The 18,150-nt window shown below is 63.7% G+C and carries 17 protein-coding genes; 12 read left to right on the forward strand and 5 right to left on the reverse strand.

Features of this window, described 5'->3' with window-relative positions:
- Window positions 1–15 precede the first annotated feature (15 nt).
- The 9 genes from N2605_RS33070 to N2605_RS33110 all read left to right on the forward strand — a co-directional run bounded on the left by N2605_RS33070 (window position 16) and on the right by N2605_RS33110 (window position 10,194).
- Window positions 16–1,566 (forward strand): AMP-binding protein, encoded by a 1,551-nt coding sequence (locus N2605_RS33070; RefSeq protein WP_036020173.1) that lies wholly within the window; start codon window positions 16–18, stop codon window positions 1,564–1,566.
- Window positions 1,567–1,978: 412 nt separating this feature from the next.
- Window positions 1,979–3,577 carry an ABC transporter substrate-binding protein gene (locus N2605_RS33075; RefSeq protein ID WP_260345052.1) on the forward strand — a complete coding sequence of 533 codons (1,599 nt, stop codon included), beginning with the start codon at window positions 1,979–1,981 and terminating at the stop codon, window positions 3,575–3,577.
- 33 nt (window positions 3,578–3,610) lie between these two features.
- Window positions 3,611–4,558 carry an ABC transporter permease gene (locus N2605_RS33080; RefSeq protein ID WP_036002026.1) on the forward strand — a complete coding sequence of 316 codons (948 nt, stop codon included), beginning with the start codon at window positions 3,611–3,613 and terminating at the stop codon, window positions 4,556–4,558.
- 9 nt (window positions 4,559–4,567) lie between these two features.
- Window positions 4,568–5,461, forward strand: coding sequence for an ABC transporter permease (locus tag N2605_RS33085; RefSeq protein ID WP_036020171.1), 894 nt, complete (start codon window positions 4,568–4,570; stop codon window positions 5,459–5,461).
- Window positions 5,461–6,468: an ABC transporter ATP-binding protein gene (locus N2605_RS33090; protein WP_036002031.1), complete on the forward strand. Its 1,008-nt coding sequence runs from the start codon at window positions 5,461–5,463 to the stop codon at window positions 6,466–6,468. The genes N2605_RS33085 and N2605_RS33090 overlap by 1 nt, the downstream gene beginning before the upstream one ends.
- Window positions 6,465–7,451: an ABC transporter ATP-binding protein gene (locus N2605_RS33095; RefSeq protein ID WP_225171941.1), complete on the forward strand. Its 987-nt coding sequence runs from the start codon at window positions 6,465–6,467 to the stop codon at window positions 7,449–7,451. Before N2605_RS33090 ends, N2605_RS33095 begins: the two co-directional genes overlap by 4 nt.
- A 361-nt stretch (window positions 7,452–7,812) precedes the next feature.
- Entirely contained in the window at window positions 7,813–8,127 is a 315-nt protein-coding gene (gene groES, locus N2605_RS33100; RefSeq protein WP_036002037.1) for a co-chaperone GroES, read from the forward strand.
- 35 nt (window positions 8,128–8,162) lie between these two features.
- Window positions 8,163–9,782 carry a chaperonin GroEL gene (gene groL, locus N2605_RS33105; protein WP_225131536.1) on the forward strand — a complete coding sequence of 540 codons (1,620 nt, stop codon included), beginning with the start codon at window positions 8,163–8,165 and terminating at the stop codon, window positions 9,780–9,782.
- A 79-nt stretch (window positions 9,783–9,861) separates the two neighbouring features.
- On the forward strand, window positions 9,862–10,194 hold the full coding sequence (locus tag N2605_RS33110; protein ID WP_225153563.1) for a hypothetical protein: 333 nt from the start codon (window positions 9,862–9,864) through the stop codon (window positions 10,192–10,194).
- 344 nt (window positions 10,195–10,538) lie between these two features.
- Here the strand turns inward: N2605_RS33110 and rpoH are convergent, their stop codons facing one another.
- Window positions 10,539–11,426, reverse strand: a complete 888-nt coding sequence (rpoH, locus tag N2605_RS33115; RefSeq protein WP_260345053.1) for an RNA polymerase sigma factor RpoH — start codon at window positions 11,424–11,426, stop codon at window positions 10,539–10,541.
- 376 nt (window positions 11,427–11,802) lie between these two features.
- Between rpoH and N2605_RS33120 the strand changes: the two genes are divergently transcribed.
- Window positions 11,803–12,036, forward strand: coding sequence for a hypothetical protein (locus N2605_RS33120; protein WP_128262508.1), 234 nt, complete (start codon window positions 11,803–11,805; stop codon window positions 12,034–12,036).
- Window positions 12,037–12,042: 6 nt separating this feature from the next.
- Here N2605_RS33120 and ftsH read toward each other — a convergent pair whose 3' ends face one another.
- Both ftsH and N2605_RS33130 read right to left on the reverse strand, forming a co-directional pair.
- Window positions 12,043–13,884 carry an ATP-dependent zinc metalloprotease FtsH gene (gene ftsH / locus N2605_RS33125; protein WP_225114817.1) on the reverse strand — a complete coding sequence of 614 codons (1,842 nt, stop codon included), beginning with the start codon at window positions 13,882–13,884 and terminating at the stop codon, window positions 12,043–12,045.
- 228 nt (window positions 13,885–14,112) lie between these two features.
- On the reverse strand, window positions 14,113–14,394 hold the full coding sequence (locus N2605_RS33130; RefSeq protein ID WP_260345054.1) for a hypothetical protein: 282 nt from the start codon (window positions 14,392–14,394) through the stop codon (window positions 14,113–14,115).
- Window positions 14,395–14,931: 537 nt separating this feature from the next.
- Between N2605_RS33130 and N2605_RS33135 the strand changes: the two genes are divergently transcribed.
- Window positions 14,932–15,303 (forward strand): SPW repeat protein, encoded by a 372-nt coding sequence (locus N2605_RS33135; protein WP_225145710.1) that lies wholly within the window; start codon window positions 14,932–14,934, stop codon window positions 15,301–15,303.
- Window positions 15,304–15,703: 400 nt separating this feature from the next.
- Here the strand turns inward: N2605_RS33135 and N2605_RS33140 are convergent, their stop codons facing one another.
- Both N2605_RS33140 and N2605_RS33145 read right to left on the reverse strand, forming a co-directional pair.
- A complete protein-coding gene (locus N2605_RS33140) occupies window positions 15,704–16,084 on the reverse strand; it encodes a hypothetical protein (protein WP_260347550.1) in 381 nt (126 codons plus the stop codon).
- Between the two features lie 30 nt (window positions 16,085–16,114).
- The gene (locus N2605_RS33145; protein WP_306469161.1) at window positions 16,115–16,348 is read right to left on the reverse strand and encodes a hypothetical protein; all 234 of its coding nucleotides are present in this window, start codon (window positions 16,346–16,348) and stop codon (window positions 16,115–16,117) included.
- 628 nt (window positions 16,349–16,976) lie between these two features.
- Between N2605_RS33145 and N2605_RS33150 the strand changes: the two genes are divergently transcribed.
- The gene (locus N2605_RS33150; protein ID WP_036023876.1) at window positions 16,977–17,948 is read left to right on the forward strand and encodes an ABC transporter substrate-binding protein; all 972 of its coding nucleotides are present in this window, start codon (window positions 16,977–16,979) and stop codon (window positions 17,946–17,948) included.
- Window positions 17,949–18,150: the final 202 nt, after the last annotated feature.

Raw genomic sequence — 18,150 nt, forward strand, 5'->3', positions numbered from 1 at the left:
ACATCCGGAGGATCGATGTACACAGGTCACCACGCCCGCCTGCGTCCGCTGCAGCCCGCCTTCATCATGGCGGCGACCGGCGAGGCCGTCACCTATCGCGACTTGGAGGCGCGCAGCAACCGGCTGGCGCACTTGTTCCGCCAGCACGGCTTGAGGCGGCTCGACCATTATTCAATCTTCATGGAGAACAATGCGCGTTATCTCGAAGCCTGCGGCGCGGGCGAGCGCTCCGGGCTCTACTACACCTGCATCAACTCGTTCCTGACGCCGGGCGAGCTCGCCTATCTGCTCGTCAACAGCCAGTCGAAGATTTTGATCACGTCGATGGCCAAGCTCGCCATCGCGCGCGAGGCGATCGAGGCTTGTCCCGACATCAAGCTCTGCATCGTCGCCGACGGCCCGGGCGAGAGCGAGCGCATCGTTGGCCTATCGGAGGTGACCGCCGGCCTGCCGGCAACGCCGATTCCCGACGAGTGGCTCGGCACCGCCATGCTCTATTCCTCCGGCACGACGGGACGACCTAAGGGCATCCTGCGCCCGCTGCCGGAGGAGAAGCCGAAGCACAATCTGCCGCTGTTCGATTTCCTGTTGAGGCTCTGGCACTACCGCGAGGGCATGGTCTACCTGTCGCCGGCGCCGCTCTATCATTCGGCGCCGCAGGCGGCCGTGAACCTCACGATCCGCATGGGCGGCACCGTGATCATCATGGAAAGCTTCGATCCCGAGCGTTACCTGCAGCTGGTCGAGCAATGGGGCATCACCCACACGCAATTGGTGCCGACGATGTTCTCGCGCATGCTGAAGTTGCCGGAGGAGGTGCGCGCCCGCTACGATCTGTCCTCGCTGGAGATCGCCATCCACGCCGCCGCGCCCTGTCCGCCGCAGGTCAAGGACGAGATGATCAAATGGTGGGGACCGATCATCCACGAATATTACGGCGCCACCGAAGGCCTCGGCTTCACCGCCTGCAACAGCGAGGAATGGCTGGCGCATCGCGGCACCGTCGGCAAGGTGCTGCTCGGGGACCTGCACATTCTCGACGAGAACATGCGGGAATGCCCGACCGGCACGCCCGGCCAGGTCTGGTTCAAGACGGCAACGCCGTTCGAATATTTCAACGATCCCGAGAAAACCAAGGAGGCGCGCTCTGCCGATGGGAGCATGAGCACGGTCGGCGACGTCGGCTATGTCGATGCCGACCGCTTCCTATACCTGACCGACCGCGCCACCTTCATGATCATCTCCGGCGGGGTGAACATCTATCCGCAGGAATGCGAGAACCTCCTGATCACCCACCCCAAGGTGGCGGACGCCGCGGTGTTCGGCGTACCCAATGCCGATCTCGGCGAGGAGGTGAAGGCGGTGGTGCAGCCGATGCCCGGCGTGGAGCCGGGGCCGGCGCTCGCCGAGGAGCTGATCGCGTTCTGCGCAAAGTCGCTGTCGCGGCAGAAGGTGCCGCGCTCGGTCGATTTCGAAAAGGAATTGCCGCGGCTGCCGACCGGCAAGCTGTACAAGCGGCTGCTGCGGGACCGGTACTGGGGGAACAAGGTCTCGCGGATCGTGTGAGGGTTTCCGCTACGTAAGGTGCGCAAGCAAGCGCCATACACGCAACTGTCTTCCCGGGGCGCGACGAAGTCGCGAGCCCGGGACCCATAACCCCAGGAAGGAGTTGCGGCATGAGCTGGCAACTCCAAGTCTTCGCCAAACTCCTCCCTGTGGCTATGGATCCCGGATCGGCGCGCGCTTAGGGCGCGCTTGTCCAGGATGACAGCGGAGGTTGCTGATGCGACCTCGCGCAAACTCTGCACAGGAATCGGCTCTTCGCACCTGCACTCCCCATCGTGAGAGAAGCGCCTGAGATATTCCGTCATCCGAATTGTCGAGAGCGCAGCTAGCCTTGCGGGTTGCCTCGCTGCACGCGCCTCGCTATCGTCGGGATAAACAGGCCGCAAAAGGCCGAGGTCCAGGGAGGATGAGCATGCGGAGCGTGTGGGCGCTCGCCGCAATGGCGGCGTTATCTGTGCTGACGACCTCAACTGCCACGCTCGCCGGCGAGCCCAAGCAGGGCGGCATTTTGCGGATGTATCACCGCGACAGTCCGGCCAACGCCTCGATCCTCGAAGGCGCGACCTATTCGATCAACATTCCCTTCATGGGGGTGTTCAACAATCTCCTCATCTACGATCAGCACATCGCGCAGAACAGCCCCGATACGCTGCGGCCGGACCTCGCCGAAAGCTGGTCCTGGAGCAGCGACAACAAGAAGCTGACGTTCAAGCTGCGCCAGGGCGTGAAATGGCACGACGGCAAGCCGTTCACCTCGGCCGACGTCAAATGCAGCTTCGATCTGTTGATGGGCAAGTCGCAGCAGAAGCTGCGGCAGAATCCGCGCAAGGCCTGGTACAGCGAGGTCAACGAGGTCACGACCAACGGCGAGTTCGAGGTCACCTTCGACCTGAAGCGGCCGCAGCCCTCGCTGCTGGCGATGCTCGCCTCCGGCTACACGCCGGTCTATCCCTGTCACGTCTCGCCGGCGGACATGCGCACCCATCCGATCGGGACCGGGCCGTTCAAGTTCGTCGAGTTCAAGGCCAATGAATCGATCAAGCTGACGCGCAATCCCAATTATTGGAAGAAGGGCCTGCCCTATCTCGACGGCATCGAATACACCATCATCACCAACCGCTCGACCGCGATCCTGGCCTTCGTCGCCGGCAAGTTCGACATGACCTTTCCGACGCACATCACGATCCCGCTTTTGAAGGACATCAAGTCACAGGCGCCGAACGCGACTTGCGTCGTCGAGCCGACCAACGTCTCGACCAACATCATCGTCAATTCGACCTCCGCGCCGTTCGACAACATCGACATCCGCCGCGCGATGGCGCTCGCGCTCGACCGCAAGGCGTTCGTCGACATCCTGTTCGAAGGCCAGGGCGACATCGGCGGCACCATGCTGCCGCCGCCGCAGGGCCTCTGGGGCATGCCGAAGGACAGGCTGGAGACCATCCCGGGCTATGGCCGCGACATCAACGCCAACCGCGAGGAAGCCAGGAAGCTGATGCAGAAGGCGGGCTACGGTCCGGACAAGCGCCTCGCCGTGAAAGTCTCGACGCGCAACATCGCGGAATATCGCGACCCCGCCGTGATCCTGATCGACCAGCTCAAGACCATCTATATCGACGGCGAGCTCGACGTCGTGGAAACCGCGAACTGGTTCCCGAAGGTCGCGCGCAAGGATTACATGCTCGGCCTCAACCTGACCGGCAATGCCGTCGACGATCCCGACCAGTCGTTCTACGAGAACTATGCCTGCGGCTCGGAGCGGAACTACACCAATTATTGCAACAAGGAGATCGAGAAGCTGTTCGACGTGCAGTCGCAGGAGACCGACATCGGAAAGCGCAGGCCGCTGGTGTGGGACATCGACAAGAAGCTGCAGGAGGACGTCGCCCGCCCGATCATCTTCCATGCCCGCGCCGGCACCTGCTGGCACCCCCACGTCAAGGGCGTCACGATCATGTCGAACAGCTCCTACAACGGCTTCCGCTACGAGGATGTGTGGCTCGACAAGTGACGCGACGTTGACGGCTAGCGCGGAGGGCGGTGCATGTTTGCCTATCTGGTGCGGCGCCTGTTCCTGATGTTCGTGACCCTGTTCGGGATCTCGATCGTCATCTTCTTCCTGCTGCGCATCGTGCCGGGCAACATCGTCGACATCCTGTTCGCCGCCGCCGGCTATGTCGACCCGGCCGACAAGGCCAATCTGGAGAAGGAGCTCGGCATCGACCGTCCCCTGATCGTGCAATATTGGCACTGGATCAGCGGCTTCATGCGCGGCGATTTCGGCTTCTCCTACGTCTCGGAGAAGCCGGCGCTGCAGGAGATCCTGCCGCGGATTCCGATCACGGCAAAGCTCGCCGGCCTCGCGCTGCTGTTCTCGGCATCGATCGGCATTCCGCTCGGCGTCATCAGCGCGGTGAAGCAGGGCACGAAGCTCGACTACGCGCTTCGCGTCGTCAGCCTCAGCGGGCTGTCGCTGCCCTCGTTCTGGCTCGGCCTTCTGATCCTCACCGCCTCGGTGGCGATGTTCGGGCAGATGCCGATCTTCAATCCCAATCCGAAGACATGGCTCGAGGCGTTCGCGACCTACGCCGTGCCGGCCGCCGCCGTCGGCTTCCGCAGCGCAGCGCTGACCATGCGCATCACGCGCTCCTCGATGCTGGAGGTGCTGCGGCAGGACTACATCCGCACCGCCCGCGCCAAGGGGGCATCCGAAGCGGCGGTGAACTATCACCACGCGCTGAAGAACGCGATCCTGCCCGTGATCACCGTGATCGGCATCGAGGCGGCGTTCCTGATCGGCGGCCTGATCGTCACCGAGACCGTGTTCAACATCCCCGGCGTCGCGCGCTTCCTGGTGGAGGCGATCCGCTGGCGCGACTATCCGATCGTGCAGAACCTCGTGATGTTCATCGCGGTCGTGGTGGTGTTCGCCAATTTCACCGTCGACATGCTCTACGCGGTGTTCGACCCGCGGATCAGGTACACGGATTAGGAGAGCAGCTTGGCCGCGATCGATTTCGACGTTGAGCTGAGGCGGGCCGGGGCGCATGCGACCGGGGGCTGGCGGCGCGTGCTGTTCATGGCGCAGCGGCACGTGCTGGGCGCGGCCGGGCTCGTCATCATGACATTGTTCGTGCTGACGGCGATCTTCGCCGATGTCATTGCGCGCTATGATCCGCTGACCGTCGATTCCGCCCGCGCGCTGGCGCGCCCGAGCTGGGCGCACTGGATGGGCACCGATTCCTTCGGCCGCGACGTGTTCAGCCGCATCATCCACGGCGCACGGATCTCGCTCGCGGTCGGCATCGGCTCGACCGTGCTCGGCGGCACCATCGGCGTGATCGTCGGCCTTACCTCGGGCTATCTCTCCGGCTGGTTCGATCTGGTGTTCCAGCGCGTCTCCGACGTGCTGCAGGCGCTGCCGCTCCTGGTGCTGGCGCTAGTGATGACGGCCGCGCTCGGGCCCTCGCTGCCGAACGTGATCATCGCCATCGCCATTCCGCTGATCCCGACGGTGGCGCGCGTCATCCGTGCCAACACGCTGGCGCTGCGCGAGCAGCCGTTCGTGGAGGCCGCCAAGTCGATCGGCATGAGCGAGATGCGGATTGCGCTGCGCCATGTGCTGCCGAACACGCTGGCGCCGCTGATCGTGCTGGCGACGGCCCAGCTCGGCTCGACCATCCTGACCGAGGCTTCGCTGTCCTTCCTCGGCCTCGGCATTCCCGAACCCTATCCGTCGTGGGGGCGCATGCTGTCCGAATCCGCCGCCGAATATGTCCGCACCGCGCCGTGGCTGGTGATCTTCCCGGGCGTCGCGATCAGCCTCGCCGTATTCGGCGCCAACCTGTTCGGCGACGCCCTGCGCGACATCCTGGATCCGAGGCAGCGCGGTTGATGGCGGACAAGACCGATCTCGTGCTCGACGTGAAGAACCTGAAGACGGTGTTCTTCACCAATTCCGGCCTGTTCAAGGCGGTCGACGACCTCTCCTTCAGCGTGAGGCGCGGCGAGACGCTGGCGATCGTCGGTGAATCCGGCTGCGGCAAGAGCGTGACCGCGCTGTCGCTGATGCGTCTCGTGCCCGATCCGCCCGGCCGCATCGTCGGCGGCTCCGTCTCGCTGGAAGGCACCGACCTGCTGGCGCTGGATGAGGCGCAGATGCGCGCGGTCAGGGGCAATCGCATCTCCATGATCTTCCAGGAGCCGATGACATCGCTCAATCCGGTGATGCGGATCGGCGACCAGATCGTCGAGGCGGTGCGGCTGCATCGGCATATCTCGGCGAAAGAGGCGCAAGGCATCGCGGTCGAGATGCTGCGGCTGGTGCGCATCCCCGAGCCGGCGCGGCGGGCGCGCGAATATCCGCATCAGCTCTCCGGCGGCATGCGCCAGCGCGCGATGATCGCGATGGCGCTGGCGTGCCGGCCGGCGCTCCTGATCGCGGACGAGCCGACCACCGCGCTCGACGTCACCATCCAGGCGCAGATCCTGGCGCTGATCCTCGACCTGCAGAAGGAGCTCGGCACCGGGCTCGTGCTGATCACGCACGATCTCGGCGTGGTCGCGCAGACCGCGCAACGCGTGATCGTGATGTATGCGGGGCGGAAGGTCGAGGAAGCCAGCGTCGAGGCGCTGTTCGCCGCGCCGAAGCATCCCTATACGCGCGGGCTGATGGCCTCGATCCCGGCCGTGCCGGCCTCCGGCGCCGCCGCGCAGGCGCGGCTGAACGAAATCCCCGGCACGGTGCCGTCGCTGGTGCGGCTGCCGCAAGGCTGCGCCTTCGCGCCGCGCTGCAAGCTCGCCATCAAGCGCTGCGAGGCCGAATATCCGCCGCTGGCAGATTGGGGCGGCGGGCATCTGGCCGCCTGCTGGCGCGCCGAAGAAGTCGCGGAGGTGGCATGACCGAGGCGCTGCTCGAAGTCACCGACCTCAAGAAGCACTACCCTGTGCGCGCCGGCGTGTTGCGCCGGCAGGTTGGCACCGTGCACGCGGTCGATGGCGTCTCGTTCGCGCTCGGCACCGGCGAGACGCTCGGCCTCGTCGGCGAATCCGGCTGCGGCAAGTCCACGGTGGCGCGCAGCGTGCTGCGGCTGGTCGAGCCGACCTCGGGCCAGATCCGTCTCGACGGCGAGGACATCACGCATCTGTCGAAAACGGCGATGCGGCCGCATCGCCGCTCGATGCAGATCGTGTTCCAGGATCCGTTCGCCTCGCTCAATCCGCGCATGACCGCCGGCGACATCGTTGGCGAGCCGATCGCCGTGCACGGACTTGCCACAGGCAAGGAGCTGGAAGCCCGGGTCGCAACACTGTTCGAGCAGGTGGGATTGCGGCCTGACCAGATGCGCAATTTCCCGCATCAATTCTCCGGCGGTCAGCGCCAGCGCATCTGCATTGCCCGCGCGCTGGCGCTGGGGCCACGCCTGATCGTCTGCGACGAGCCGGTCTCCGCGCTCGACGTCTCGATCCAGGCGCAGGTGATCAACCTTCTGATCGACCTGCAGCGGCAGCACGGCTTTTCCTATCTCTTCATCGCGCACGACCTCGCCGTGGTCGCTCATATCAGCCACCGCGTCGCCGTGATGTATCTCGGCCGCATCGTCGAGATCGCCGACAAGGACGAGCTGTTCCGCAATCCCAGGCACCCCTACACCCAGGCCCTGCTCGCCTCGGTGCCGATCGCCAATCCGCTGGCGAAGAAGCTCGCGCCCCTGGTCGACGGCGACGTGCCGAGCCCGGTCAATCCGCCGTCAGGCTGCGCATTTCACACCCGCTGCCGGTTTGCGATGGAGCGGTGCAAGACGGAACGCCCGGCGCTGCTGGACGCCGGTGACGGGCATCAGGTCGCGTGTTTGCTCAATGACGGGACGGGGCGAGGCCGCTAAGGCGGACTCATAGAAGAAATGTCAGCTCCTGAGGGAGAAGCGGAAATCTTCTGCTCGGCAGGGCGTTACCGCTTTTGACCCGAAGCGGACCTCAAGGGGCTATATGGGATCATCCTCACATGGAAATGACCAGTAAGGGCGGCTCTCGAGATTTGCGGGCCCAAGCCGATGCACCTCGCCCGCCAAGCAGGCGTGACAGGGACGGCGGCACATCCATCCGGACAAGAACCTTGAAGTAGCGCAAAAATTTTTGCAGGTCCTCTTGACTAGAAATCCGCGTATTCCTAGGTCGTTTGCCGCCCGGGGGCCGGTTCCGGACCCGGATTTTGGACATCGCTGAACCTACCCAAGGAGGATGTGCATGCATTTCCGCCCGTTGCACGACCGTGTGCTCGTGCGCCGCATCGATGCCGAGGAGAAGACCGCCGGCGGCATCATCATTCCCGATACCGCCAAGGAGAAGCCGCAGCAGGGCGAGATCATCGCCGTGGGGCCGGGCGGGCGAAACGAGCAGGGCCAGCTCGTGCCGCTCGACGTCAAGGTCGGCGACCGGGTGCTGTTCGGCAAGTGGTCGGGCACCGAGGTCAAAATCGACGGCGAGGAGCTGTTGATCATGAAGGAAAGCGATCTTCTCGGCGTGGCCGAGCAGGCCGGCACGCTGAAGAAGGCGGCGTAACGCTGACAGCATCGAACGGAAAGGAGTTTAACAACATGGCTGCCAAGGACGTGAAGTTCGCGACCGAGGCCCGCGAGCGCATGCTGCAGGGCGTCGACACACTGGCGAATGCGGTGAAGGTCACGCTCGGTCCAAAGGGGCGCAACGTCGTCCTCGAGAAATCGTTTGGCGCTCCCCGCATCACCAAGGACGGCGTCACCGTCGCCAAGGAGATCGAGCTGGAGGACAAGTTCGAAAATATGGGCGCCCAGATGGTGCGCGAGGTCGCCTCGAAGACCAGTGATCTCGCCGGAGACGGCACCACCACGGCGACGGTGCTGGCGCAGGCCATCGTCAAGGAGGGCGCCAAGGCCGTCGCGGCCGGCATGAATCCGATGGACCTCAAGCGCGGCGTCGACCTTGCCGTGGATGCGATCGTCGCCGACCTCAAGTCGCACGCCAAGAAGATCACCTCTAACGACGAGATCGCCCAGGTCGGCACCATCTCGGCCAACGGCGACACCGAGATCGGCCGCTTCCTGGCGGATGCGATGCAGAAGGTCGGCAATGAGGGCGTGATCACGGTCGAGGAAGCGAAGAGCCTGCACACCGAGCTCGAAGTGGTCGAGGGCATGCAGTTCGACCGCGGCTACATCTCGCCCTATTTCGTCACCAACGCCGAGAAGATGAAGGCCGAGCTCGAAGATCCCTATGTGCTGATCCACGAGAAGAAGCTGTCGGGCCTGCAGACCGTGCTGCCGCTGCTGGAGCAGGTCGTGCAATCCGGCAAGCCGCTCCTGATCATCGCGGAGGAGGTCGAGGGTGAGGCGCTGGCGACGCTGGTCGTCAACCGCCTGCGCGGCGGCCTGAAGGTGGCAGCCGTCAAGGCGCCGGGCTTCGGCGACCGCCGCAAGGCGATGCTGGAGGATATCGCGATCCTCACCGGCGGCACCGTGATCTCCGAAGATCTCGGCATCAAGCTCGAGAACGTCACCGTGAAGATGCTGGGCCGTGCCAAGAAAGTGGTGATCGAGAAGGAGAACACGACGATCGTCGACGGCGCCGGCGCCAAGAAGGACATCGAGGCGCGCAGCCAGCAGATCAGGGCGCAGATCGAGGAAACCACCTCGGACTACGACCGCGAGAAGCTGCAGGAGCGCCTCGCCAAGCTCGCCGGCGGCGTCGCGGTGATCCGGGTCGGCGGCGCGACCGAGGTCGAGGTCAAGGAGCGCAAGGATCGCGTCGACGACGCTCTGCATGCGACCCGGGCCGCGGTCGAGGAAGGCATCCTGCCGGGCGGCGGCGTGGCACTGCTGCGCGCGCTCAAGGCGCTCGACGGCGTCAAGACCGCCAATGCCGACCAGAAGGCCGGCGTCGACATCGTGCGGCGCGCCATCCAGGTCCCGGCGAGGCAGATCGTGCAGAATGCGGGTGAGGACGGCTCGGTCGTCGTCGGCAAGCTGCTCGAGAACCAGACCTACACCTGGGGCTTCAATGCCGCGACTGGCGAGTACCAGGATCTGGTGCAGGCCGGCGTGATCGATCCTGCCAAGGTCGTCCGCACCGCCTTGCAGGATGCGGCCTCGGTGGCCTCGCTGCTCATCACGACCGAAGCGCTGGTGGCCGAGAAGCCGAAGAAGACGGAAGCGCCGAGCGCTCCCGCGATGGACTTCTAAGGACGGGCGAGCCCGGCCGAACGGCCGGGCTCGTTTGCCATGGATCTGTGACTGTGTTCTCGAACGAAAGGAGGATGAAATGATCAAGGATCGTGCTTTCTCCGCTCGCGGGGAAACCACTCGGAAAACGTTGCGGCGGCTCGCCGCCTTGGCCGTTGGGGCTGGCCTCTCGCTGGTGCCCTTTGCGGCCTTTGGCGCCGAAAGCCCCGGCCCTGCCGCCAAGACGGCGGACAGTTTCGAGCGGCTCGCCTTGCCGCCGATCCCGTACCTGGACACGATGCCGTGGTCGAGCTGGGACCGGGGCAGCCCGACCATGAAGGTGGACACATTGCTGCCGGTCCTCGGGCCATCCGGGATCCGGCTCGACCTCACGCCGCCTGATCGGGACAGGCCGGAGCCTGCCACCAGCTGATACGGGGGAGCGGCCGGCGAGGCCGCTCCTCATCGTTGCAGCCACTCATCGCTCACGCGAAAGGAGGATCATCAGATGAGAGGCATTGTCCTCGCCGTCGCTTTGTTGGGCATGGCCAATGGGCTCCAGGCCAAGGAGGCCGACACGCCTCGCGCCGAGATGCGGAGCTCGGCCGAGCCCGCCCGGCAGCTTGCGACCAGTTCCGTCGGAGCGTCTCGGAGCAATCCTGAGAAGTCCGGCCAGACCGAGCGCAGGAGCCGGGAGTTTTCGCCCGAACGTCTTGTCCCCGATATCTGCAGAGGATGCTGATCGGCCTTGGCCGATCAGCATTCTTCTTCGCTCGCCTAACGCGACGTCGCAAGGCGCGCCTCATCGAGACGCGCGGACATCTTCGCCTTGATCCGCTGCAACGCGCGCTGCTCGATCTGCCGGACGCGCTCGCGCGAGATGCCGAACTTGCCGGCGAGCGCATCCAGCGTCTGCTGCGGCTCGCCGAGATATCGCGCCTCGACGATGCTGCGCTCCCGCGGTGTCAGCGCAGCGAGTGCATCGGCGAGGGCAGCCTTGGTGCGTTCACGGTCGGCCGCGTCCAGCAGCAGACTCTCCGGATCGGGAGAGAGATCCACCAGCCGGTCCTGCCATTGGTCGCCTTCCGTCTCGACGCTGATCGGCGCGTTGAGTGAGATGTCGCCGCGCAGCCGGCCGTTCATCTCGGCGACGTCGGCTTCCCTGACGTCGAGATGTTTGGCGATAGATGTCAGCTGATCCGTCCGGAGATCGCCATCCTCCGCGACGCCAAGTCTGCTCTTCAGCTTGCGCAGGTTGAAGAACAGCTTCTTCTGCGCAGCAGTGGTGCCCAGCTTGACGAGCGACCATGATCGCAGGATGTATTCCTGAACCGAGGCCTTGATCCACCAGGAGGCATAGGTCGCAAGCCGGAAGCCTTTCTCGGGATCGAACCGCTTGACGGCCAGCATCAGCCCGACATTGGCCTCCGAGATGAGGTCGGCGATGGCGAGGCCATAGCGGCGATATTGCAGCGCGATCTTCGCCGCGAGCCGCAAATGGCTCGTCACCAGCCGATAGGCGGCGTCACGATCGCCGCAATCGCGCAATCGCCTCGCATAGTCGGCTTCCTCCGTTGCCTCGAGCAGCGGAAAACGATGGATCTCCTTGAGATAGCGGGATAGCCCGCTTTCCCCGTGAAGGGCAGGAAGTGAGGCAACCAACATCGCGCCCTCCCTCACGAGCACCGTTCGCCCCGATCAGGGGCGCCTTGCCGATCCAAGCGATAATCTGAGTGAAGCGCCGAGAGCGGCGCGGTCCGAGCGCAGTCAGGTTTCATGGCCAAATCCTCGTTAGAGCAAGATGGTTGGACCACCGCGAACCTGATCCGCTGAGCCCGATCATGGCACCCAGACGCCTCAGGCCGGTGGGCGCCACTAGAATTTGGAAATGGCCGGAATGTTCCAGCGTGAACGGTCGTGACGGAAATTGCGATTGCCGTATGCCTTTGCCGCTGCAGACAGGCTCTTGAAACGCGGAGCCTTCATTCCAATCTGGTCCACGCAGGCGCCGATGAGGCTGCACGCATGCTTGGTTCGTGGGATGGATGACTATCGTGATCTCGTGAGCGCAGCTCTTGCGCTGTTCTGCGCCGGCTTGATGTTGGTGGCCGGCCATCTCCTGATCGAATGGCACGCCAGAAGCACCGATCCCGGCATCGGGATCGAGGCGCCGAAGCGCGAGGGCGCGCCCGCGCCGCTCATCTCGAACGGTTCGCCTCCGGACAGGCGGATGATCGAGCTTCCCGCCGAGATCAGGCGCAAGCGCGCCGCGTGAGTGGCCCTAGATCGCCCGCAGCCCTTCCTTGGGCATCTCCCGGATCAGCACATCGATGTCGCTCTGCTCCAGCGTTTCCTTCTCGAGCAGCTTTTTTGCGGCGCGGTCCAGGATCGGCCGCCGCGTGGTCAGGATGCCCTGGGTGCGCTGGAACACCTGGTCGACGATGGTTTTCACCTCGTGGTCGACCGCGGCGGCGGTCTCCTCGGCATAGTCGCGCTCGCGCGTCGGATAGGGGCGGTCAGGGCCGGCCAGGAAGTTGCCGGGATCGCGCTCATAGGCGACGCTGCCGAGACGCTCCGACATGCCGTAGCGCGTCACCATGCTGCGGGCGATATCGGTGACGCGGCGCAGGTCGTCCGCCGCACCGGTCGACAAGTGCCCGAACACGATCAGCTCCGCGGCGCGGCCGCCGAGCAGCACCGCCATCTTGTTTTCCAGCTCCTCCTTGGTCATCAGGAAGCGGTCCTCGATCGGCCGCTGGATGGTGTAGCCGAGCGCGCCGACGCCGCGCGGGATGATCGAGACCTTGTGCACGGGATCGGTCCCCGGCAGTGAGAGCGCGACGAGGGCGTGCCCCATCTCGTGATAGGCGACGATCTCGCGTTCCCTGGGGTTGAGCAGGCGGTTGCGCTTTTCCAGGCCTGCGATCATGCGCTCGACCGCATTGTTGAAATCGCTCATGGTCACCGCCTCGGCGGCGCGGCGCGTCGCCAGCAGCGCGGCCTCGTTGACGAGATTGGCCAGATCCGCGCCCGTGAAGCCTGGCGTCAGCGCGGCAACGGCGTCTGCATCGACATTCTCGGCCAGGCGCACCTTCTTCATGTGCACCTTGAGGATCTCGATCCGGCCCCGCTTGTCTGGACGGTCGACCAGCACCTGGCGGTCAAAGCGGCCGGCGCGGAGCAGGGCAGGGTCGAGGATCTCGGGCCGGTTGGTGGCGGCGAGGATGACGAGCCCGGAGCGCGAATCGAAGCCGTCGAGCTCGACGAGCAGCTGGTTGAGCGTCTGCTCCTTCTCGTCATGGCCGCCGGCGAACGGGCCGATGCCGCGGGCGCGGCCCAGTGCGTCGAGCTCGTCGATGAAGATGATGGCCGGCGCCTTTTCGCGCGCCTGCTGGAACAGGTCCCGCACCCGCGCCGCGCCGACGCCGACGAACATCTCGACGAACTCCGAGCCGGAGATCGAGAAGAACGGCACCCTGGCCTCGCCGGCCACCGCCTTGGCCAGCAAGGTCTTGCCTGTGCCCGGCGGCCCCACCAGCAGCACGCCTTTCGGCATACGGCCGCCGAGCCGGCCATAGTCGGTCGGGTTCTTCAGGAAATCGACAACCTCGCGCAGCTCGTCCTTGGCCTCGTCCACGCCGGCGACGTCGGCAAACGTGACGCCGGTGTTGGATTCGACGTAGACCTTGGCCTTGCTCTTGCCGATCGCCATCAGCCCGCCGCCGATCCCGCCGCCCTCGGCCATGCGGCGGCCGATGTACCACCAGACGCCAAAGAACAGCAGCACGGGCATGACCCACGACAACAGGTCGCGCAGGAACGTGCTCTCGATCTGCCCGGTGAAACGGACGTTGTGCTTCTCGAGCTCCTGGGCGACGTCCTGGTCGACGCGCGTGGTGACGAATTGCTTCTGGCCGCCGGACAGCGGCTCCTTCAGCGTGCCCTGCAAGGTGCGGTCGGAGATGCCGACCGTCTCGACTTTCCCCTGGCGCAGCAATTGCTGATATTCGCTGTAGGGGATCACCGCGATCTGGTTCGCCGCCGAGATCAGATACTGAATCAGGAAGACCGCGAAAATTGCGGCGATGGCGTATCCGATATTGAAACGGGCATTCTTGTTCATGGGGAGGCCAGATCCGATCGTGTTACGCGGGCCGGGCTAACGTCGAGGCGCATTTTGGCGCGCTCGTTCGGGCCCGGTGCGCCTCCGGACCTGCATCTTAGCGACAGAACTTCTCCTGCTGCCATCGGTTCCAGTCATCTCAAACGCGGGCTCGGCAGCGCCGGACGCAGGCGATCGAGATGCCGGACAGCGATAAGGCCCGGTTGCGGGCCGGGCCTTTGCATCAGTTCACCAGGGATACCAGTAAGGATATGCCGCCGGATAATACCGGACGGTCCGGTAATAGCGGGGGCCATAATAGTATCGCGGCGGACCATAGACCGGCGCATAATAGACCGCAGGTGCGGCCGCGGCGGCCAGCGCTCCGGTGAACATGCCGAGCGCGATGGCCGGACCAATGCCTGGACCGCCCCAATGATGATGATGGCCCCGCCAATGGGCCGAGGCCGGCGCAACGGTTCCGATGAGGAGCGTTGCTGCCGCGGCGATTGCAAGAGCAAGCTTTCTCATGTGACTTCCCTCGACTTATGCCCGCGCAAGCGGGCTTCTCGATCCTTTGCATGAGTTTCGTTTTGCCGGACACAGCCGGCAGCGTCTGAACTTAGGATGGGCGGCGACGACTTCAAGCCTCTAACCGACAATTGGCCAAGTGGAGAGAACAGTCAGATCGTGTCAATCGAAGAAGGGCTTCGAACGTCCCTGCTGGCGCGTGCCAATAGTGACTAAGTCCGTAAATTCAGCCTTTGGTCCATCTGCGAAGTTGCGCTGCGTCTCACAGAGGTCTGCTTATCGCGGCAGAGCGGTCCAGATTTGCTCAACCTGAGTTCTTCGCATTTTGACCCTTCAGCGACCTCCGGAGCCGTCCGCTTTCCCGCCGCTGTTAAGGTTGGGACCGCAGGCGGTCAGCTGCTTAATGAGCACACAGCCTAGGACAGCACCGGCGCGGCGGGTCCGCCTCTCCGTTGCCATTATGCCGCGGGCCGCGATGGAAACCGGCTCGGCGATTACGCGGTTGATTTGGCATCGAAACCTCCAATGGAGGGTGCCATGCAGAATTGGGAAGGGAATTGGACGAACGCAAAGTTTTGTGATGTTGCGAACCTGATCCTCGGCGCGGTACTGTTCGTTTCGCCCTGGATATTCGGTTTCGATGCGGGGACGGTCTCTCAAAACGCCGTTATCACCGGTATCGCCATCGCGATCCTTGCGGTCGCGGCGCTGGCGGCGTTCGCGGTGTGGGAGGAATGGCTGAACCTCGTCGTCGGCTTGTGGGCACTGGTGTCGCCCTGGGTATTGGGCTTCCAGGGAACCACCGCGATGACCGTGCATGTGATCATCGGCGCGGCGGTCGCAATCTTGGCAGCGATCGAGCTCTGGATTATGTCCCGCAACCCGCCGCGGCTGACCACCGGTAGCTGAGAAGCTGGATCGTTGGCTCGTGGCATAGCTTCGCCGTCATCGGAAAAACCTGTCCAGCCGACGCGGACGAAATTCGGTGCGGACCTGGGGCCGGCAGCTACTCAGCGCAGTCGGCCTTGGGTCAGCCGTAAGTGCCGCAGCTCGAGCTAGCCTTGCTGGACGGCTTACTCCCGGCGCCAAATTGCGAAAGTGCCGATGGAAAGGCCTTGCTCCGGGGCTAGGTTCATCGGGCATTCCGTTTGCGTCGGATTCCCAAATTTGAATGCCACGGGGCATGATTTTTGGGACCAAGCTGCGTTTGCCATCCAACGGCAGACCTCTCGGTCCCAGCTCGTTTTTCGATCCGGAAAAACCTCCAGGCTGGGGCCGATGTGGTCTACTCCGGGCGTAAGCCGCCCCATCAGTACCAGCCCATCTTGAAACAGAGACCAAGCCAACCAGCGAGCGCGACTAGAGCGGCAATGTTGATGTACTTCTGAGCGTCTTGCATCATTGCACCGCAATCAAAGGCGCCCCGCAATTCGGAGCAACGTTGATTTGTCACTACCCGTTCCGCCTCTCTGCCCTTGACCAGATCAACAAGGTTCCGGTTTCTGGCGCTCGGTTCATCGCGGGAGCTCGGGGTTCTCCACCTTATGTGCTTTGGCGTGTTCTTCTCGACCTGCGGGACCATGCGGGCGGGATCGGGACCGCCCGGAACGCCCCTGGGGCCGAGCAGCTCACGCGTAATGTCATCCTCGGTTCTTTCCGGCTCGACGCCGTTGATGGGCCGCTGTCGCACGGGAGCGACCTCCTGATGCCCACGGCAAGCTCAGGTCACCTCAGGCTTGAAGGTCTGCGGCTGCTGCTCTGGCGGCGGCATTTTAAAAGGAATGGGGAACGGCGTGCGCGCGAGGCTTACCAGCGCCGCCCGTTCCTCGGAGAGACGGCTTTCGATGTACTCGCGCTCCAGATCGGAAAGGCGGGTCTTGAGCAGCCGGTGGTAGCGGTGAATGCTATTGCGGTGGGTGCGCAAGCGGGCGAGCTTTTCTTCCAGTGTCATCATCGTCGTCCTCGACGGTTACAAGCAATCCTTTCCAAAAGAGGTCGGAGGAGCCCTCCGGCGTGAGACTTAGAGAGGCTTGATCTTGGTTCAAGATGGATCAGAAGATTGGACCAATTGCCTCAACCTCAAGCCAGCGTTCTGTACGCTCCGTGCTCCCCAGCGCGGGGCCGGATCATGGCAACCGAAAATCCGCCATGTGCTCTTGCATCGTCCCGTTGATGTCCGCTTGTGGCCCTCAGCCGACCATTGGGACCTCGCCCTCCGAGCACCGCTTTTGACCCATAGCAGAAGTCTGAGCCTGCACTCCAACCCCTCAACCGCCCGGGTCGAAACTCATTCTTGCGGTTGCACGTGCCTGACGCCGGAACGTGAGCATCGTCAGGGTCCCTGATCTCCTTAAACAATGGCATGGTCAGCAATCCCAGCGAGATGTGTAGCAGCAATGCTGTCGCAAATTGGCTTGCCATATTGCAATTCTAGGAGCGGGAACAAATGTTTCTCGCTTCGTGGAGCTGGGGGAGACAGAAGTCTGCGGCGGTTCGCGGATGCAACACTTTTGACCTTGGCCACTTTCAATGAGCTCGCCTGAACGGCTACGATGCCGTCACCAGAGAGCTTAGGAGCGCACATGAGACGGCGGGAGTTCATCACGCTTCTTGTCGGCGCGGCACCTCTGTGGCCGCTGACGGCGAGCGCGCAACGTTCAGCGGTAGCTGTTATCGGTGTGTTGTCCGTGGGTTCCCCTGACATTGCGAGTCCCTATGACGCAGCATTCGAAAGAGGTCTCGCGGAGAGGGGTTTCGTAGTTGGCAAAAACGTTACGATAGAACGTAGGTGGGCACGAGGAAACCACAGTAGGCTTCCGGAGCTCGCTCAGGAGCTCTTGCATTTCAATCCAGCGCTGATCATCGGAGGGGGCAATGTGGTTGCGCTCGCCGCAAGGAAAGTAACTTCAACCATTCCGATCGTATTCGTAATCGCGTCAGACCCCGTGAAGCTCGGACTGGCAAAGAGTTTCGCTCACCCCGGGGGCAACGCCACGGGCATATCTATGATGACAGCGAGGCTTGTCCTAAAGCGCCTCGAACTGATCCAGGAGCTGCTCCAGCAAAAGGCTACCGTCGGATTTTTGGTGAACCCTGACAATCAAGACTTGCTTCAGGAAATTGACGAAGTTGCCCGTTCGACCGGGCGGACCTTGAAAGTAGCCAAGGCGCGCAACCAGGATGAATTAGAGCCAGCTTTCAGGCAGCTTGTTAGCGCCCAAGTCGGTGCGGTCCTCGTCAGCAACGATGCGATATTTTTCAACCTGCGTGCGCAACTTGTCGCATTGGCCGATCGTCATTCGCTTCCGGCGTCCTATGAATTCCGCGAGTTTCCGGCGGCCGGTGGCCTGATGAGCTACGGGCCGAGCCTTGTCGCAAACTTTGAAAAAGCCGGCATCTACGCCGCACGAATCTTGGGAGGTGCTCGGCCGGAGGATTTGCCCATTCAGCAGCCCACGGAGTTCAGTTTGGTTCTCAACTCAGCAACCGCGCGCTCCTTAGGCATCGAAATCCCGCCATCACTGCTCGCCCGTGCGGACGAGGTGATCGAATAAGGCTCTACGCCCGATGTCGGCCCGTAGCGACCTTGCCGCGCGACCGCGACCGTCTGCATTCGACCCATTGCGGACTCATTTCCCTATCCTCGGTCCTGATTGCGTCCCATAATGCTCCGCTATTTGGAGGCTAGTCATGAGGCGACGCGATTTCATGTCGACCCTCGGCGGATTGGCTGCAATTTGGCCAGTTGCCGCGCGC

Origin of the sequence: Bradyrhizobium yuanmingense (assembly GCF_025200905.1) — a bacterium.
In the GTDB taxonomy this organism is placed as follows: domain Bacteria; phylum Pseudomonadota; class Alphaproteobacteria; order Rhizobiales; family Xanthobacteraceae; genus Bradyrhizobium; species Bradyrhizobium yuanmingense.

Bases quoted from the DNA above. Each gene is read 5' to 3' on its own strand.
- groL (WP_225131536.1), top strand. From the start codon at position 8,163: ATGGCTGCCAAGGACGTGAAGTTCGCGACCGAGGCCCGCGAGCGCATG.
- N2605_RS33150 (WP_036023876.1), top strand. From the start codon at position 16,977: ATGAGACGGCGGGAGTTCATCACGCTTCTTGTCGGCGCGGCACCTCTG.
- rpoH (WP_260345053.1), bottom strand. From the start codon at position 11,426: ATGTTGGTTGCCTCACTTCCTGCCCTTCACGGGGAAAGCGGGCTATCC.
- groES (WP_036002037.1), top strand. From the start codon at position 7,813: ATGCATTTCCGCCCGTTGCACGACCGTGTGCTCGTGCGCCGCATCGAT.
- ftsH (WP_225114817.1), bottom strand. From the start codon at position 13,884: ATGAACAAGAATGCCCGTTTCAATATCGGATACGCCATCGCCGCAATT.
- N2605_RS33070 (WP_036020173.1), top strand. From the start codon at position 16: ATGTACACAGGTCACCACGCCCGCCTGCGTCCGCTGCAGCCCGCCTTC.
- N2605_RS33120 (WP_128262508.1), top strand. From the start codon at position 11,803: ATGGATGACTATCGTGATCTCGTGAGCGCAGCTCTTGCGCTGTTCTGC.
- N2605_RS33075 (WP_260345052.1), top strand. From the start codon at position 1,979: ATGCGGAGCGTGTGGGCGCTCGCCGCAATGGCGGCGTTATCTGTGCTG.
- N2605_RS33145 (WP_306469161.1), bottom strand. From the start codon at position 16,348: ATGATGACACTGGAAGAAAAGCTCGCCCGCTTGCGCACCCACCGCAAT.
- N2605_RS33080 (WP_036002026.1), top strand. From the start codon at position 3,611: ATGTTTGCCTATCTGGTGCGGCGCCTGTTCCTGATGTTCGTGACCCTG.
- N2605_RS33135 (WP_225145710.1), top strand. From the start codon at position 14,932: ATGCAGAATTGGGAAGGGAATTGGACGAACGCAAAGTTTTGTGATGTT.
- N2605_RS33090 (WP_036002031.1), top strand. From the start codon at position 5,461: ATGGCGGACAAGACCGATCTCGTGCTCGACGTGAAGAACCTGAAGACG.
- N2605_RS33095 (WP_225171941.1), top strand. From the start codon at position 6,465: ATGACCGAGGCGCTGCTCGAAGTCACCGACCTCAAGAAGCACTACCCT.
- N2605_RS33130 (WP_260345054.1), bottom strand. From the start codon at position 14,394: ATGAGAAAGCTTGCTCTTGCAATCGCCGCGGCAGCAACGCTCCTCATC.
- N2605_RS33110 (WP_225153563.1), top strand. From the start codon at position 9,862: ATGATCAAGGATCGTGCTTTCTCCGCTCGCGGGGAAACCACTCGGAAA.